Source organism: Paenibacillus sp. FSL R7-277, assembly GCF_000517965.1.
GTDB classification, from domain to species: domain Bacteria; phylum Bacillota; class Bacilli; order Paenibacillales; family Paenibacillaceae; genus Paenibacillus_AQ; species Paenibacillus_AQ silagei.
Genome location: NZ_ASPX01000080.1, coordinates 95,194 through 113,102 on the forward strand (window position 1 = coordinate 95,194; position 17,909 = coordinate 113,102).

General features: G+C 52.1%; 16 protein-coding genes. 3 read left to right on the forward strand and 13 right to left on the reverse strand.

Annotation, left to right across the window (positions count from 1 at the left end):
- Position 1: 1 nt before the first annotated feature.
- The 5 genes from C173_RS22475 to C173_RS22495 form a co-directional block, all read right to left on the reverse strand.
- Complete coding sequence (locus tag C173_RS22475; protein WP_036728725.1) at positions 2-979, reverse strand: AAA family ATPase; 978 nt, start codon at positions 977-979, stop codon at positions 2-4.
- A gap of 101 nt (positions 980-1,080) precedes the next feature.
- The gene (locus C173_RS22480) at positions 1,081-2,169 is read right to left on the reverse strand and encodes a GerAB/ArcD/ProY family transporter (RefSeq protein WP_036728727.1); all 1,089 of its coding nucleotides are present in this window, start codon (positions 2,167-2,169) and stop codon (positions 1,081-1,083) included.
- Between the two features lie 13 nt (positions 2,170-2,182).
- On the reverse strand, positions 2,183-3,343 hold the full coding sequence (locus C173_RS22485) for a Ger(x)C family spore germination protein (protein ID WP_036728730.1): 1,161 nt from the start codon (positions 3,341-3,343) through the stop codon (positions 2,183-2,185).
- Positions 3,340-4,773 (reverse strand): spore germination protein, encoded by a 1,434-nt coding sequence (locus C173_RS22490; RefSeq protein WP_036730050.1) that lies wholly within the window; start codon positions 4,771-4,773, stop codon positions 3,340-3,342. The genes C173_RS22485 and C173_RS22490 overlap by 4 nt, the downstream gene beginning before the upstream one ends.
- A gap of 139 nt (positions 4,774-4,912) precedes the next feature.
- Complete coding sequence (locus C173_RS22495) at positions 4,913-5,773, reverse strand: DUF421 domain-containing protein (protein ID WP_036728733.1); 861 nt, start codon at positions 5,771-5,773, stop codon at positions 4,913-4,915.
- 219 nt (positions 5,774-5,992) lie between these two features.
- On the opposite strand from C173_RS22495, the gene C173_RS22500 reads away from it, so the two are divergent.
- Positions 5,993-6,199 carry a DUF1657 domain-containing protein gene (locus C173_RS22500; protein WP_036728736.1) on the forward strand — a complete coding sequence of 69 codons (207 nt, stop codon included), beginning with the start codon at positions 5,993-5,995 and terminating at the stop codon, positions 6,197-6,199.
- A gap of 95 nt (positions 6,200-6,294) precedes the next feature.
- Here C173_RS22500 and C173_RS22505 read toward each other — a convergent pair whose 3' ends face one another.
- Positions 6,295-6,849: a class I SAM-dependent methyltransferase gene (locus C173_RS22505; RefSeq protein ID WP_036728739.1), complete on the reverse strand. Its 555-nt coding sequence runs from the start codon at positions 6,847-6,849 to the stop codon at positions 6,295-6,297.
- 197 nt (positions 6,850-7,046) lie between these two features.
- Between C173_RS22505 and C173_RS22510 the strand changes: the two genes are divergently transcribed.
- Positions 7,047-8,990, forward strand: coding sequence for an AraC family transcriptional regulator (locus C173_RS22510; protein WP_036728742.1), 1,944 nt, complete (start codon positions 7,047-7,049; stop codon positions 8,988-8,990).
- A gap of 90 nt (positions 8,991-9,080) precedes the next feature.
- On the opposite strand, the gene C173_RS22515 is transcribed toward C173_RS22510, so the two are convergent.
- Positions 9,081-10,151 (reverse strand): Gfo/Idh/MocA family protein, encoded by a 1,071-nt coding sequence (locus C173_RS22515; protein WP_036728745.1) that lies wholly within the window; start codon positions 10,149-10,151, stop codon positions 9,081-9,083.
- A 15-nt stretch (positions 10,152-10,166) separates the two neighbouring features.
- A complete protein-coding gene (locus tag C173_RS22520; protein ID WP_036728747.1) occupies positions 10,167-11,054 on the reverse strand; it encodes a sugar phosphate isomerase/epimerase family protein in 888 nt (295 codons plus the stop codon).
- Positions 11,055-11,178: 124 nt separating this feature from the next.
- Between C173_RS22520 and C173_RS22525 the strand changes: the two genes are divergently transcribed.
- Entirely contained in the window at positions 11,179-12,072 is an 894-nt protein-coding gene (locus C173_RS22525; protein ID WP_036728750.1) for a helix-turn-helix transcriptional regulator, read from the forward strand.
- A gap of 211 nt (positions 12,073-12,283) precedes the next feature.
- Here C173_RS22525 and C173_RS22530 read toward each other — a convergent pair whose 3' ends face one another.
- From C173_RS22530 to C173_RS22550, 5 genes are all read right to left on the reverse strand, one after another.
- The gene (locus C173_RS22530; protein WP_036728754.1) at positions 12,284-13,444 is read right to left on the reverse strand and encodes a Gfo/Idh/MocA family protein; all 1,161 of its coding nucleotides are present in this window, start codon (positions 13,442-13,444) and stop codon (positions 12,284-12,286) included.
- A 185-nt stretch (positions 13,445-13,629) separates the two neighbouring features.
- Positions 13,630-14,838, reverse strand: a complete 1,209-nt coding sequence (locus C173_RS22535; protein WP_036728757.1) for an L-serine ammonia-lyase, iron-sulfur-dependent, subunit alpha — start codon at positions 14,836-14,838, stop codon at positions 13,630-13,632.
- A 17-nt stretch (positions 14,839-14,855) separates the two neighbouring features.
- On the reverse strand, positions 14,856-15,692 hold the full coding sequence (locus C173_RS22540) for an enoyl-CoA hydratase/isomerase family protein (protein WP_036728760.1): 837 nt from the start codon (positions 15,690-15,692) through the stop codon (positions 14,856-14,858).
- Entirely contained in the window at positions 15,682-16,521 is an 840-nt protein-coding gene (locus tag C173_RS22545) for an enoyl-CoA hydratase/isomerase family protein (protein WP_036728762.1), read from the reverse strand. Before C173_RS22545 ends, C173_RS22540 begins: the two co-directional genes overlap by 11 nt.
- A gap of 29 nt (positions 16,522-16,550) precedes the next feature.
- Positions 16,551-17,777: a M20 metallopeptidase family protein gene (locus C173_RS22550; protein ID WP_036730052.1), complete on the reverse strand. Its 1,227-nt coding sequence runs from the start codon at positions 17,775-17,777 to the stop codon at positions 16,551-16,553.
- Positions 17,778-17,909: the final 132 nt, after the last annotated feature.

The following is a 17,909-nucleotide window of genomic DNA, read 5'->3' on the forward strand; positions in this document are numbered from 1 at the left end:
ATCACTCCACCCTTCCGCCTCTGGACAGGACAGCAGGTTCAGCCGGCACCTCAATTTCACGCAGCACCTGAAGCACTACCTCTGCCGACTGGCCTTCACGGACTCCGGGACCGCGCTGAAGAATCAGCCGGTGCGCCAGCACAGGGACCGCAACCTCTTTGATATCATCCGGGATACAATAGCTTCTGCCCTGGATCAGTGCGTATCCCTGCGAAGCGCGCAGCAAGGCAAAAGCTGCCCTGGGGCTTGCTCCCAGCCGGACCGCCGGGGAGGTACGGGTAGCCTCAACCACGCGCATCATATAAGCGAGCAGCTCGTCACTGACAGTAACCTCCGCAGCAAGACGTTGAATGTCCTGAATCTGCCGGGCTGTGGCCACCGCAGCGGTATCCTCCAGCGGGTTATTCTGGCGGAATCTCTGGAGGATATGTACCCCTTCCTCAAATGTCGGATACCCGCTGGTAATCCGCATCAGGAACCGGTCCAGCTGCGCTTCCGGCAGCGGAAAGGTCCCCTGGCTGTCCACCGGATTCTGGGTAGCAATGACCAGGAACGGCCGCTCCAGCTCATGCGTCACGCCGTCAATTGTAATCTGCCGCTCCTCCATACACTCCAGCAGGCTGGACTGGGTGCGCGGCGTGGCCCGGTTGATCTCATCCGCAAGCAGAATGCTGGCAAATACCGGACCGGGACGGAATTGAAATTCGCCGCTCTTCTGGTTATAGTAATTGATGCCGCTTAAGTCAGACGGCAGCAGGTCAGGCGTGAACTGAATCCGCTTGAACGTGCAGTCCAGGGAGCGGGCCAATGTTTTGGCGAGCAGGGTCTTTCCGGTACCCGGCACATCCTCCAGCAGCACATGACCATTGGCCAGCAAAGCGGTCAGCAGCAGGTTCACACCGCTCTCTTTGCCCACGATAACTTTTGCCAGATTGCTTCGGATCGATTCAATTAGAGCGGTTGCTTCTTGAAGATTCATGAATAATAACACCATCCTATTCCAAAAAAAGGTATGTACATATAAACTAATCATACCAGAAAGCGCCTACATTATATAATAGCGGAAATTGCAGCCCTGGCTTATGCCTGTGGCTGCCGCTTCTTCCGGAGCATTAACGCAAAGAAATAGTACATCGGAATAAACTCTACAATCAGCCACACAAGAGCCATATTGAAGGAGTAATAGTCATGATCATACCGGGCCAGATTTCTGGAGTAGAGAAAGGCAATCGTTACAGAGCAGACTGTCAGACCTGGAACCAGCAGCTTCTTCGCTCTCTGCCCGGTAAGATATGCAGCACATTTGCCGGCTATATAGATTAGAAAAGAACTGTGAATGAACATGGAAGCGGACCAGATCCCGATCAGCAGCGGGTCGGAATTGCCCAGCAGCTCATCGCCGGAAGAGCTGCGGACGAGCTGAAGATAGGGGAACGTCAGCTCTTTGGCCAGATACGCTCCGAAATTCAGCAGGGTCATCACCCAGCCCAGCAGAATCGTCAGCATAACACAGATGCCTCCGATGGCCAGCCGTTTCATGGTGCCCTTGCTGATTCTGAGCTCAGGGGCAACAAACAGGAACACCACCCACTCCCCCAGCCAAGACATGACGGTTACCGAATCCAAGATGGCGATATGCGGATCATGGTAATGGATAAACGCCGGAAGGATCGCATAATTGGCATGCTGGATGAACAGATAGATACTCAGTGCAGTTGAAACAATGAACACCAGCGATATGCCGTCAGCCATATACACTATAGATGTTACTCCGAGATGGGCAGTATACATAATAACCAGACCAATAAGAATCTGGATGAAGAGCGGCGGTGTTCCGCGAAGATAATTGGACCCGAAGAAGAGGACGAAGTTCTCTATATCATACGAAGCATAGTAAACACACCAGCATAGCAGCAGAAGGACTATAACCCGGTGCATCCACTTCCCCGTAATCTCTGCTCCGAAATCCACCCAGCCCGTCCCGGGCTTCAGCTTCCCGAGCTGAACGGTGAAGAACAGCGGAATCAGCGCCAGGGCACAGCCGGCCACAATCCCGATCCACCCCTGATAGCCGGAGGATTCAATGAGGCCGGGAACTAGAAACATGGTACTCTGGGAGCCCAGATATACGATTGAGAACCTGGTGATTTGCCATTTCGATGTCTGCATAATGTTCTTCCCCTTATTTTTCTGAACCGAAATCCTCAATGTCGAATTTCACTGTCACTTTAATTCTGGCTTCCGAGGTATAGTAGTCTTTCCAGCGCTCACGCAGCTTCTTCCATTCCGCCGGATAATTCCATTCCACCAGCATACCCAAATGCAGCACATCCACACCCTCCTGCCGGGTATGATCAAGTGCAGCCGAGACTTCTCCGGCCACCTTCTGTTCGAGCTTGCTCACCAGGAGGGCACTGAGCTTGTCCGCATCACGCTGCCCGGAATCCTTGAAGTAAGTGATGCTCGCATTCCCTTTTATTTTCACTTGAAACAGCGGACCCTCGGGGGTCATTCTCACTGAGGAAGCAGCTGAATTCCTGACGAAGATCGCGCTTGCAGCTCCTTTGCCGTCATCATCCCAGACTATCGGATATACCGGTAAGGTGATATGTCCGGCGATTTTCCCCGCAGCCCATGCCAAGGCTCTTCCTTCATTGACATTCATCAGGCCTCTCATCTTCATATCCTGAAACAGCATCACGCCGCCGACGCCAACCCAGTATTCATCCTTCTTCTCGGTGCTGTCTGTCTTCTGGCCAAAGGATAAATAATTCATGGCATATCCCATATGCGAGGCTTCCGAGAGCATACAATCTCTTATCGTGGTGCCGAACAGAAGGTTTTCCTTGGAGATGCTGCTGAGGACCTGATCCGGCAGCTGTTCGAAGATCGGAGACAATTTGGGAATATCGCTGGCTCTGCCGGGGGCAGCCATGATATAGGTTCCTAAAGGGACCTCCGGCTGTCTTTTGAACCATTCAAGCATTTCCCCAATACCTTGACTGGCATACTCCTTACCCACGACAACTATCTTGATATGGGAGATCTCCAGCCTGCGGGACAGGTCCTTCTGAATCAGGATCACTGCTTCCGGTATAGTGGCGGCTGTCTTGGTGATCATCGAATACGCCCTTCCGTCTGCCGCACCGCTCCCGCCTTGGGTTCCTGACATCAGCCGGTTCGGCAGCGGTGAGCTGATCGACACTTCAACGGTACCCCGCTCCTCCCCCTTGTCAATGAACATCCCATAGATAAAGGTCAATTCGTCGAGCTCTACTTTGGACCAGCAGCCGGTCAGATTCAAGAGCAGCAGCAGTGCCATGCCCAGCCTGATGACTCTCATGGCTTCTGTCTCCTTCTATTCTTCCTGTTGGTAAAAGAGCTGCTCCGCTTATTCATATACTGGGTGGGCACACGAAACAGGGTATCCCTCCAGTCTTCAAACACAAGCGGGGCCAGCGGCTGCAGATAAGGTGAACCAAAGGACCGGAGATGCGCCAAATGGCCATAGATGACAAACACAGCAATAAAGACGCCGATCAGTCCCATGGTTCCGCCCAGAACAAGCAGCACGAAGCGCAGCAGCCTGAAGGTCAGGCCAAGCTCCAGATGCGGAATGATATAAGAAGCAATTCCTGTAATAGACACTACAATGACCATCGGTGCCGAGACAATTCCCGCCTGGACCGCTGCCTGGCCGATAACAATACCGCCAATAATGGAGACGGTCTGCCCCACGGGCTTCGGAATGCGGGTGCCGGCTTCACGCAGCGCTTCAAACGTCAGCTCCATAATCAGCGCCTCCGTTAGGGCAGAGAAGGGAATATTCTCGCGGGCCGCAGCGATCGTGATCAGCAGATCAGAGGGAATAATCTGAGAATGGAAGGTTGTAATAGCGACGTATAAGGCCGGCAGTATCATCGAGATCAGCGAGAAAAAAAGGCGGACCAGCCGGATCCAGCTGCCGGCATAGAAGCTCTGGTAATAATCCTCTGAGGACTGCAGCAGCGCAAAAAAGGTTACCGGCGCCAGCAAAGCGGACGGTGTGCCGTCCTGCAGAATGCCGACTCTGCCTTCCATGAGCGAGGCGGCGACAGAGTCAGGGCGTTCCGTATATTGATAGATCGGAAAAGGGGAGAATTGCTCCCGGGACATATGCTCCGCCAGATAGCTGATGCCCAGAATTCCGTCCACATCGAGACTGCCCAGCTTCTGTTCCATTTCCGCCAGAATTTCCGGCTTGCAGAGCCCTTCGAGATAGACCAGATATACATCGGTCTTGGTGTATTTGCCGATAGCGAAATGCTTGGTCTTCAGATCCGCATGCTTGATCTTGTGGCGCAGCAGCGAGAGATTCGTCTGAATATCCTCGATAAAAGCTTCCTGCGGCCCGATCACCACCAGCTCGTTCTGTGATTCGGACACCGCCCTTTTCTGATAGTGGGCAATCTCAAAATAATACACATACGGCAAACCTGCGATGCTGAGTACAGGATTCCCGCTGACGATCAGCTCCACCACCCGGCCGGGATGATAGGCCTTGATATAAGGAATCGCGAATGCAGATCCGTGATCCAGACGCTCCATGAAATCCGCCCAGTGCGGCTCCGCATTGGCTTCTGCCCTCAGGGGCGTGGCGACAAATTCCTGCAGGCTAAGGGTATCCACGATGGAAGGAATATAGATCAGCATACAGGAATGCCCGTAGACATTAATAGACTGGTAGACCGCATCGCTGCAATCTGTCAGCTGCTCCTTGATTAACTCCAGCATATCCTGATCAGGCAATCTGGCAGCCTCCTTCCGGTAGTGGGGATTCTGCCTTAGTATTCCAGCTCGTTCCTGGATTTATGCCCGGACATGCCCAAAGAAGCCGGATCACCGGCTCCTGCTTGTGAAACTGCTCATGCTGTCAGTTCTGGATAAAAGGCTTCAGCTTCTGCAGCAGCTCCTGCAATTGCTCTGAACAATTTCCGTACATTTGCTTCGCCGCTTTGTTCTTGGTGGACAGACCGAACAGCTCCAGATCGGCTTCACATTTCTTCAGCAGCGCATACAGCTGAGGCTTATCCTGCGGCTGCGGCACCTTGACTTTGTCAGCATAGAGATCCACGGTAAGCTCACCATAAGAGTCTACCTGCCCGAGGAAAACATCCTTCACGGTCAGATTCAGCTTTTCCAGCTCGGTCTGCAGCCACTTCCGGGACAGATTCAGCGTATCCAGAGGCTCGTCCAGAATCTCACCATCCATAATTACAGCGAGCGTCTCCTTCTCCGGTGCAACCTTGATTCCCAGATCCTTAGGGGTAAAGGGCTGATTCTCCTTGGTCAACAGCACGTTAATCGCACCATCCGATTCCATAATCGCAAATTCCACATCGGCCACCTTGAAGACATCCTTTTTACGCAGCTCCTCCAGCAGCTCGTCGACGCTCAGACGCTCTTTTTTCATATTATTCTCGAGAATCTTGCCGTCCTTAATCAGCACCGTCGATTTGAAGTCAATGAAATCCCTGGCCTTTTTGCTCTTGATTTGCAGATATTCAATTCCCAGTGAACAGGCAACCCAGACGCCTAAGGCAATCAGGCCCAGATGCCAGGTCTTATCCGTGTCCAGCGAGATATAAGCAGCCAAGCTCCCCACTGTAATTCCCGTAATATATTCAAAAAAAGACAGCTGCGAAACCTGCCGTTTGCCGAGTATCTTGGTTAGAAAAAACATTACGACCACAGCAAACAAGGTCCGCAAGACAACCTCCAGCGCTTCAGGCATTCGAATAACCCCCTGTATTGTGATATTTCATGCTCTGTGTGCTCAGGCATTCTGCTTCAGTATTTGTCAAACCAGGGGTGAATTAACCAAAAGATTTCGTGCGGGTTGATTATGCTCTCGTGAGGCTGGAGTGATTTTCCAGAATATGAGCTGCAGGAATGCAGATACTAGAGTCCGTGGATGATGATCCATTTCTATGATATGGAGGAGGGTATACCGATGACTGTCGCCTCACAAGTCAAGACGTGCGTAGCTTCGCTAAAAAGCGCCCAGGCCAGCCTGGAGCAATTCGCCATGGAAACGCAAAATGAAGAAGCCAAGACCCTGTTTACCAATGCCGCCGAGCAGACTCAGCAGATTGTTCAGCAGGTAGAAGGACGCGTAACTGAGCTGGAAAAGGAAGAACCGCAATACCGGGGTTTCTAGCCCGGGCGGGTTGATTGAAAGAAGGACAGGCTGATCTCTGCGTAGCGAGTCGTGCTGCGGGGATCAGCCTTTTTTCAAGGTACGGACAATATGTGTCATCTCTTAACGGCATCCACAATCAGCGAGACAAAGCCTAATCTTCCCTCTGTATTGCGGTGGTCGAAGCGCCTGGAACGGTAGATAAACCCTCCGCCTTCATCCCAGTAGTTATAATGAAACTTCCCGGATTCATCGCAATACTCCAGCAGTTTGACCTCGAAGCCGCCAGCCGTGAACATGCCTCGCAGGGTATTGTAATTATGTACGATGCGGTGAGACGCCGCGGGATGATCCAGGGGACCCGGTCCTCCGACCTGTACAATTTTCTGATAAGCTTCATCCGGAAAATACCCATCCGGCACAGCACAGCGGATATACCCGCCAGATGCCAGATAAGGATAACAGATTCTTGCCGCCTGTATCCCCTCCTCATACGTCAGATGCTCCCAGACATGCTCCGCAAGGATTGCTTGTATGGAGTTTTTCTTGAACCTGACAGCCCACTGTTCTTCTTGCAAAAGATTAAGCTCCGACTCCTCCGCCGTATGAAGCCACCCCTGGTTATGCGAACTTCCGCCGCTCCCAATCACAACTCTTAACCGCTCATCCATCGAGATCACCCCTTGTTAGTCACATCCACTATCTGCTATTTATTCTAATCTTCATTGCAAGGATCTGGAATACAGCGATGATAGAAAGATATGGAGTTATGTGACTTTTAATATAACAAGTATTATTCAGACTGTCATTGATAATGGTTATCATTTAAAATGAGGAGTAGACAGATAACGGAGGGGAATATCGCATCATGCACATCAGCAATCAATTATTACTTTGGGATCAGGCTGCAATTACACTGGTGGATATCCGGCAGAAGGAGTTAGCGCAAGGCGAAGTTCTTCCTCCATTTATAATACCTGCCAATATATTTTTGCTATCGGTACAAGGAAGCGCACAAGTTCAGTCAGACCAGGCTGAATTTGCTTGGACAGGATTTCAACTTTTACATAGCGGCAAAGGGGCCATCCTAAGCATCGTTCCCATAAAAGATAAATTTATCTACTATATCATTTACTACAAAGCCTTGCTCCATGAAGCGAATCCTTTTCAAGAGCAGTATTGCTTTAGCCCTGAGGCTCCGCTTTTACTCTATAACAAAATTCAGCAGATGCATCAGAAATGGGATCAGCCGGAAGAGCGTCTTCATGTAAAAGCACTTTTTTACCAATTCGTTCATCTGACGTTAAAGGAATTGCGCCTGCAAGAGCATGAGACCGAGGTCAGAACAACTTCTGTTGCAGTGCAGGTAATCACTTATATCCGGGAGTATTATGCGGAACCCGTTACCTTAGACTCACTTGCGGAAGTGTTCAATTTCAGCGCTTATCACTTGTCATCCTTATTTAAAGAGCATACAGGCGTCAGTCCGATTGATTACTTAATCCGCTACCGGCTTGACCTTGCATCAGAGCTTCTAATGACAACTAATGCTTCAGTCGGGGAGATTGCGGCGAGTGTCGGGTATAAAGACGTGTATTATTTCAGCAGGATTTATAAAAAGCGTAAGGGTGTAGCCCCTGCTTATCATAGAAATAGCGAGCTGCTGCAGCACAAAGTTGCTGAAAGTCCATTAAACTTCCCCACATCCTCTATTTCTGATAATGTTACTGATCTGTATATTAATAATGATAATCATTATCATAATAGGGACAAAGGGGAAATACATATGTTTACATCAAAACCAACCAGATCTGTAGCCATAGCTGCAATCCTGCTGTGCGGCTCCCTGCTGCTCAGCGCTTGCTCCAACGGCACGAACACAGCGGCGAAGAATTCAAGCAACGCAAACAATAAAGTTAATCAGGCAACTCCGATTGCCTCAGAAGAAAGTCCGAAGACGCGGATCGTATCCACGCCAAGAGGAGACATTGAAGTACCCGCAGAGCCGGTAAAAGTCGCGGCAGACCAATATATGGGTCATTTATTGAAGCTGGGCATTGTCCCTATCGGGGCAAGAACATTCATGCTCGACGAAGGCTGGATGGACAAGGCGGAGATTCCACAAGAAACACTCGATACGATCGAAGATTTAGGGGAATTTCCGATGAATCTGGAGAAATTGACCATGCTGGAGCCAGACCTCATTATCGGTTCCATCGAAGATTACGTTGACCAATATGAGAAGATCGGCACCACTGTTTTTCTGCCATACTGGGAAGAGTTGTCAACAGCCGGGCCACTTGATAAATTCAGACGAGTAGCCTCGATATTCGGAAAAGAACAGCAGGCTGAGGATTGGATTGCGGAATACGAACAGAAGGTTGTTGAAGCAAGGTCAAAGGTATCTAACGTCATCAAGGAAGGGGAGACGGTATCCATCGTTCAGTTTGCCGAAAAAACAGTATATGTGTTAGCAGCAACGGGCGGAAATTATGGTTCCTCCACTATCTACGAAATGCTGCAGCTGCCTCCAACAGAAAGTGCCTTACATATGAAAGAGGGGTTCGAATCGATCTCGCTTGAGGTGCTTCCTGAATATTTAGGTGATTATATCTTTGTCTATAATGGTGATGCTGAGATTACAAACCAAGCAATGGAAAGTGATATATGGAAAAGTGTCCCTGCCGTGAAGAATGGCAAAGTATTTTTATACGGGGATAATTATCATGATGAATTCGTCATGGAGGACCCCTATTCTTTGGAGCAGCAGCTGGATACGGTTGTGAACTTGTTACTGGGGACGGATAAATAACCAGAATTGAGAAGACGGCGGTAAAAGAAAAGGCATGGGGCTTTCCCCATGCCTTTTTGCATTCCATTTTGCTTCTTCTGCTAAAATCCCCTACCCCTTACTCCCCGCCAGCTCAGCGCCCTCTATGAATTCGGCAATACTAAGCTTGCGGCCAGTCCGCGCACTCTCCAGAGCGCCCAGCACCATGGCCATGCTGTAGCGGTTATCGCGGCAATCCGTCTCGGCCGGACGGCCCTCGGCCAGCGAACGGAACATTTCATCGAGACAGCCCTGATGGAAGGTCTCCTCCATCTGTACCTCCGGCGCTTCCACCCGCTCGAATTCATGGAGGAACTGGCCGGAGTGTTCACTCCCGGCACTAATCACCTCGGCATAAGGCTGATCCCGGCCATCCCAGATCGCAGCGCCCTTTTCACCTTGAACCCGCCAAGAAGCTTCCCAGGACGTAGGCGCGCCTTCCGCACACCAGGAGCCTTGATAGCAGAACACGGAGCCGTCCGACATTTCAAAAATACAGACCGCCGCCGCATTCCCTGCATACCACGATCCCGGCGGATTGAACTCCTGGCAATACACACTTACCGGATTAGCGCCGCTGATATAGCGGGCCTGATCGAAGGTGTGGATCGCCATATCCAGCAGCAAAGGGCTGTCCATCGCATCCCGGAAGCCGCCGAAATGCGGAGCCAGAAAGAAATTCGCGCTGATTGAGCCTGTCCGCCCTATAGCCCCTGAAGCGATCAGCTCCCGCAAAGAGCGGATTCGCGGATCATACCGGCGGTTCTGCATCACCGCATGGCTCCTGCCGGTACGTTCAGCGATGCTAACGATCGAATTGCACTGCTCCATCATCTCCGCCAGCGGCTTTTCCGCGAACACATGGCAACCAGCCTCAAGCGCACTGCTGGCAATATTGTAATGGCTGGCCGGCACCGTCACATCAAATACCAGATTAGCCGCTTTATCGGCAATCGCCTGTTCCACATCAGTAAATACCGGACAAGTAAGCCCGTGCTTCTCTGCCATGGCCTGAGCGGACTCCCGCCGGATATCCACGAGCGCTACAATCTCTATTTCATCAGTATGCTTCAGTGCATAGGTGATCCACTCATTAGCCATTGCCCCGCAGCCCGCCACAACCACACGATGTCCTGCTGTCATCACTCTTTCCTCCAGTTACACCGGGTTCGGGATGAAGCTGCCGCCCCGGCAGGTTTTGAGATAATTCAGTGCATGAACCTGACCGGTCATCTCCAGATCGTCACGATAGACAGGGTCATGCCAGCCTTCAATATCAATCGTGCCCTTGTATCCAGCTTGACGGAGAATCGAGATCACATCTGTCCAGTTCGTATCCCCGAAGCCCGGCGTCCGGTGCCATACATACGGCTTAGGCCCGTGGATTCCGTATTCCTTAATAATATCCCAAGCGATAGTTGCGTCTTTGCCGTGGACATGGAAGATCTTGTCCGTCCATTTGCGCAGCTGCGGGATCGGGTCAATCAGCTGCACCATCTGGTGGCAGGGCTCCCATTCCAGGCCGAGATTATCGGCATTGACCGCGTTGAACATTTTCTCCCAGGCTGTAGGGTTATGCGCAATATTCCAGTCCCCTGCCTGCCAGTTCCCATCCATCGAGCAATTCTCAAACGCGATCTTGACTCCGCGCTCCGCCGCCCGCTTCGACAGCTCACCGAACACCTCAGCGAACTTCGGAATCGACTCATCTATAGATACGCCGGGCAGACGTCCGGTGAAGCCGGAGACCAGGTCCGTCCCGAACAAATGGGCATGGTCGATCAGCCGTTCCCAGCTGGCTAGCGTATCTGAATTATCGCCTGTCCCTGTAAGCGGATTCCCAAATATGCCGACTGAAGAAATTGTGAAATCATGCTCTGCAGCCAGTTCACGCACCCGTGCCGCTGTTTCTGCCAAATCAGTAGTCCCTGTAGTCTGCCAGAAAGTTAAGCTGAAGGATTCGAATCCATGCCCTATAATCTGCGGAATGACTCTGAGCGCATCCCCGCCTCCAACCAGTGTTCCGATTCTTAATGTATCTTGCATCTTGTATGCCACTCCAATATTGGTTTATAGTTAATGCAACATTCCTAGTATATCGCTCATATTGGGCAAAATCTCTACTTATCTTGTGCTAAACTAGCTGAATCTTGCGGGAGTTGAAACAAGCATGACCTATCCGAAGGAACTTAAGGAATATCCAAGGCTGGAAGAGAAAACGTATCCGTTCCGTCTATTCTTCAACACCTGCCGGGAGGTATCGCCTGAACAGAACATCCTGTTTCTGCATTGGCATGAGCATTTCGAGATCATTATTATGCGCGAAGGTCAGGCCATTTTTCATGTGGACAGCAAGCCATATGAGGCCGGTCCGGGGGATGTCCTGATGGTGCCGTCTGGCGGGCTTCATGTCGGCTATAGCCAGTGCAGCGGTGACCTGTCGTATGTCTCGATTGTATTCCATGCCTCGCTGTTCAAGGACCGGAACCAGGATTCCCAGCATGAGCAATTTGTAGCTCCGTACCTCAATAATCTGAATCAGTTCCCGGTTATGCCTGCCGCCCAGCAGCCTGAATGCGCCGCGTATTATCATTTGCTGGAGCGGGTGATTGCCGAAGTGGAGGCGAAGCAGCCGGCTTTTCAGCTTGTGGTAAAGAATCAGCTGCACCTGTTCTTCACCCTGATGTCCCGGGCCTTCCCGGCCCGGCAGCGCAGCGAGCGGGAGCACAGCGAACGCCATTCAATCCACCGGGAGCGCTTCAAGCCGCTGCTGGAACACCTGGAGAACCACACAGATCAGAAGATGTCGATTGAGGCTGCTGCCAGGTTCGTGAATCTGAACCCTTTTCATTTCTGCAAAACCTTCAAAAAGCTCACCGGGCGGACGTTCATCGACTATGTGAATTTCTGCAGAATGGATGAGGCGCAGCGGCTGTTGCTGGAGACCAATCTGACGATTACCGAGATCTCAGGCCGGGTCGGCTGCGACAATCCGAATTACTTCACCAAGCTGTACAAGCAGTACAAGGGTCTAACCCCTTCCCAGGCACGGAAACAAGAGTAAATCCAAGTGGGTGCTCCGGCCAACCATCTGGCTTACGTGGCGCGCACAGTCCAATTGTGGTCGGTTTTCCGGCTACATTTGGCCCGCACGCCACTCACAGTCCAATTGTGTTCGGTTTTTCACACACATCCGGCTAACGCCCCCTCGCCCCCTGACATTCAAAAAAACACCGCAGGCCATCAAGCGGCCGGCGGTGTTTCCCTGTCTTCCCTTACATTTCTGATATCGGAACCCAGCGCCGCTGCTCAATCGAACGCTCAACCGCTTCAAGCACTGCCTGGCATTTCACGCCATCATTGAAGTTCGGCTCCGGCTGACGGCCTTCCTCAATGGCATTCGACAGCTCCAGCATCTCATGGATGAAGGTATGCTCGAATCCGATGGTGTGGCCCGGCGGCCACCAGGCCTCCGCATAGTCATGGGACGGATCGGTGGCTAGTACCCGGCGGAATCCCTGCACATCCTCGTCGTCCGAGGTCAGGTAGACCTCCAGCTCATTCATCCGCTCGAAGTCGAACTTCACACTGCCCAAGCTGCCGTTGATCTCGAAGGAATTGGTCGACCGGTGTCCTGCCGCGAAGCGTGTCGCCTCGAAGCTGCCCAGCGCGCCGCTGCTGAAGCGGGCCAGGAACAGCGTTGCATCGTCCACGGTTACCGGGCCACGGGGGGCATCCTTGCCAGCCTTGGCACTCAGCCCCGTCATCTCCGTTGCCAGCGGCCGCTCCTTCACGAAAGTCTCGCTCATCCCGATAACCTCCTCCACATCCCCTACAAGGAAATGGGCCAGGTCAATCAGATGCGCCCCCAGATCACCATGCGATCCCGAGCCTGCAATCTCCTTCTGCAACCTCCAGACCAGCGGGAACTCAGGGTCCAGAATCCAGTCCTGCAGGAACCACGCGCGGAAGTGATAGATTGTGCCCAGCCGGCCGCTCTCGATCAGACGCTTCGCCAGCCGCACCGCCGGGGAGAAACGGTAGTTGAAGCCAATCATATGCGCAATTCCGGCCTTTTCAGCAGCCTCCAGCATCTCGCGGGAATCCTCCAGATTCAGCGCCAGCGGCTTCTCGCAGAAGATATGCTTGCCTGCTGCCGCAGCCGCCAGGGCAATCTCTTTATGGGCATTGCTTGGCGCATTAATATCGACCAGATCAATATCGCTGCGTGCGATCAGCTCTTTCCAGTCAGTCACACTCTCCGACCAGCCAAGCTGTGCTGCAGCCTCTGTAACCGCTTCCTCATTACGTCCGCAGATGACCGACATATGCGGCTTAACTGCCTTGGGGAAGAACATCGGCAGACTGCGGTAAGCGTTGCTGTGGGCCTTGCCCATGAATTTATAACCTATCATTCCAATGCGTAGCTGTTTCATTTGGTGCCTCCTCACTGAATAGACTACTCGATGTACACGCATACATTTTCTCATTCAGGCCGCGCTTAAGTCAAATCCCTTCTTCCCGGACGTTTAGATCTGGCTTACATAACCACAATTAAAAACGCCCCTATTGCCAACCGGCAGCAAGGGACGTTCCTCATATATAGCGATATCATTATCAGTTAACTGCCCATGTTGTAGAACTTAGCAAGCCCGCCTTCCGAAGTTTCACGGTACCTGCTGTTCATATCCAGGCCAGTTTCGTACATGGTCTGTACAACCAGATCAAAAGATATTTTACGGGTACCGGACAAGAACTTGGCCAGGCTCAACGCATTGATCGCCCGCATCGCACCGACCGCATTCCGCTCAATGCAAGGGATCTGAACCAGTCCGTTAATCGGATCACAGGTTAACCCCAAGTGGTGCTCCATGGCCACCTCCGCCGCATACTCAATCTGGTCGATCTCCATCCCGGACAGTTCAGCCAGTGCAGCCGCTGCCATAGAGCAAGCCGTGCCCACCTCCGCCTGGCAGCCGCACTGAGCGCCGCTGATCGAGGCGTTCTGCTTGACCAGATTGCCAATGAGCCCGCCGACGGCCAGCGCCCGGAGAATCCGTTCGTCCGGGACCAGCAGCTTCTCCTGCATATAACGGAGCGAGGCGGGTACAACACCGCAGGCCCCGCAGGTTGGAGCCGTTACGACTGTACCGGCAGCCGCATTCTGTTCATTGACGGCAAAAGCGTACGCGCTGACGATCCGGTTCTCCCGCGTCTCCGGGCTCTCATCCACAGTCCCCTGATGATACAGATATTTCGCCTTGCGCTCGACATTCAGGCCGCCCTCCAGAATACCTGTGACAGACAGTCCTTCGTCGATCGACCGCTTCATCGCTTCCCAGATGCCTTGGAGGAACTCCCAGATCTGTAGGCCTTCACGCTGCTCGACATAATCGCTTAGGCGGATATGCTTCGCTTTACAATAGACACTGATCTCGGCAAAGCTGTTCTCCGGGTAGACATCAGGTCCCCGCGTCTCCTCCCGCCCATCAATCACGATCTCCCCGCCGCCGATACTGGCAACACGCATGGTGGCTGTTTGCTGACCGTCTTTGTAAGCGAACAAATCCATTGTATTGGGATGAGGCAAATCAAAGTCAGGCTGCGTAACAAATTGAACCTCCGTCCGGACGGGATAGAGTGCCCGAATAATAGCCTTGTCCGTCATATGGCCTTTGCCTGTTTTGGCAAGGGAACCATAGATCCGTGCCTTGAACTGGTCTGCGTCTTCATTTTCTGCTTTGAAGATTCCGGCCGCTTTCTCCGGTCCCATGGTATGGGAGCTGGACGGTCCGCTGCCAATCTTAAATAGCTCAGTCAACGATCTCATAGCACCCTTATCCCTTCTCAGTTGTCATTCCTCTGAAAACGTTCCTTAAGCTTCATCAGCCGCTCATGAATCCCCTCTTCATCAATCGCCATGTCAACCAATTGGTGAGTAAGCTGAAGACCTTGATTCTCTGCCAAAGCTTGTTTCCACGGGTGCGCCACAATCGAATGCGTAAGATGCCTTGTAGAGCGGGGGGCCTGCATGATCAGCTCTGCCAGCTCCCATGCCCGTGGAAGAAGCTGTTCACGAGGCAATACCTCACTGACCAGACCGAGGTCTAGTGCCTCCTCTGCAGTAATGTTCATCCCCGTGTATGCATAGTATGCCGCTTTCTTGGTTCCAAGTATCCTTTGAAGTGCCAGGACGATTCCATCTCCGGGCGGAACACCGCCCAGATAATGGGCATCGAAAACGGCCGTGTCTTCCGTACATATGGTAATATCACAAAGTGTTCCCAGCTGCCAGTGTGCGCCTGTGCCATTGATCGCCCCAATCGTGGGGATGTCGATGCAATGAACCATATTTTCAATCATCCGGAGTGATTCATGGTACATTTCCAGCTTCCGGCGATTCGGCCAATCCATGAATTTCGTATTCCAGACTTCAGGAGTGCCGGTCTGCCACAGCTCTCCTGTCCCTGTAAGAATCATGACCTCATTCTCAGGATCACGGCCAATATCTGACCATACATGACCATATGCGGCTTGGACCGGCCAGTCGAATTGTAACGGTCCCCCGTCAGTGTGCATGCGCACTTCGAGGATACCGCCGCGGCGGGTCATGAGGAATAAGTCCTTGTACTTCTCCGAGTACTCTTCGAGCCAGGTAGGTCCCGTCATCTTTCTATTGAACATCGTTGCCCATCAGGCGTCCTTGCATTTTCTTCAGCCGCTCCAGCGCTCCTTCTTCATCAATGGCCATATCGTACATCTGGTGGGCAAGCTGGAATCCCTGATCGGCGACCAGAGCCTGCTTCCATGGCCGGGAGATAATGGAGTGAGACAGATGTCTTGTTGAACGCGGTGCCTGCATGATCATCTCCGCCAGCTCCCAAGCGCGCGGAAGAAGCTTTTCGCGGGGCAGGACTTCACTAACGATACCCAGATCCAGTGCGGTCTGACCATTGATATTCTTGCCGGTGTAGGCGTAATAGGCTGCTTTCTTGAACCCGATCATGCTCTGCAGTGTGAGCAGCATTCCATCTCCCGGAGGCGTGCCTCCCAGATAATGCGGATCGAAAAAGTCCGCGTCTTCCGTACAAATGGTAATATCGCAGAGCGTTGCAAGCTCACAGTGCGTTCCCGGACCGTTTACCGCCCCGATGGTCGGAATGTCAATGCAGAAGATCAGATTTTCAAGCAGTCTCAGCGATTCATGATACTGTTCGAGCTTCTTTTGCTTCGGCCAGTCCATGAATTTCGTATTCCAGACCTCAGGGTCGCCAATCAGCCATTTATCCCCGGTTCCCGTAATAATCATGACTTCGTTCTCAGGGTCACGGCCAATATCTGACCAGGCATGAGACCAGGCGGTATGAGCTTCCCAATTGTGCGTGTACGAATCTCCACCCGTGTGAAGACGCACTTCAAGGATTCCGTCACGGCGGGTCATTAACAGGAATTCCTTGTATTTCTCCGAGTACTCTTCGAATTTGGTGGGTCCAATCATACGTCTCTCTGTCATTGTAATTCCTCCTAAGTTTGGTTTAGAGCTTAACTGTTGCTTTCAAGCCAGTCTCTGGCAAAAGCTGCATAAGCCGCAGCCCCTCTATGAAGCACCTCATCCGAGAACATCGTCTTAGGATGGTGTACAGGGTAAATATACCCTTCTTCGGCATTGCCTGCGTTAAGAAACACCGTGGTACTTGGCACCGCCTGTGAGACAAATGCGAAGTCTTCCGAGCCCATTAATTTGCCGCCGGGTACCAGCTCAGTGATACCAATATAGGAGCCGGCGCCAAAGGTATTTTCAATTGAAGCCCTCATTTGCTCATTAAGTCCGCCATCCGTCTTCACCTCAGGACAACCCCGCGTATAGATCACTTCCACCTTGGCCTGAAAAGTTTCTCCGATCCCTGCGGTAATTGCGCGGATACGGGCTTCCACTTTATCCCGCAAAGCGGCGTTAAAGGTGCGTACACTGCCCTTCAATCTGGCCGTATCGGGAATCACGTTGTTCGTAGTTCCGCCTTCCATCACGCCAATGGTAAGGACTGCATGTTCAATCGGCGAGATTTCCCGGCTAAGGATACCCTGCAGTGCCAGATGAAGATGAGCAGCCACATTCAAAGGGTCCACTGCGGCCTCGGGCATAGCGCCATGTGAGCCCCTCCCCCGGATGATGATTTCGAACCAATCCGACGAAGCTGAAATCGCTCCACCTTCCTCAGGTACTACAAATTGTCCCAGAGGCAGCGGCATTCCGGTCAACACGTGAAGCATCATGGCTGCATCCACCTTGGGATTGTCGAGAATCCCATTTTCCAGCATCATCTGTGCCCCGTGCAGCGTCTCTTCACCCGGCTGGAACATCAGCTTAACTGTCCCGCGAAGCTGCTGTTCGCTCGCCTTCAGAATCTCCGCCGCTCCCAGCAGCATGGAAGTGTGCATGTCATGACCGCAAGCATGCATGTTTCCGCTCAACGATGCGTAAGACAAATCCGTTTCTTCTTGAATCGGCAGCCCGTCCATATCCGCACGGATCAGAACCACCTTCCCTTCATGCTGTCCGCCAATGGTAACTGTTAGCCCAGATTCCCCGACGAGAGTGGGCTTAAGCCCCATCGATTCCAGCGCCTCTTTCACGTAGGCTGTTGTCTTGGGCAGACTTAGATCAAGCTCTGGAACCGCATGAAGGTGATGCCTGTACATGACCATTTTGTCCTGCAGCTGATGAGCCATACTCATTAATTCTTCAGCTTCTTCACTCACAATGAACATCTCCCAAAACATAAATTAAATGAACGTTAGATTAGAGTGACCATTCCCCCTTTATCATTTCAAGACTTTTTAAGAACACTTTTATCGTACTGGCATTTTCATACCCTGTCAAGAGATATTAAGACATTTTAA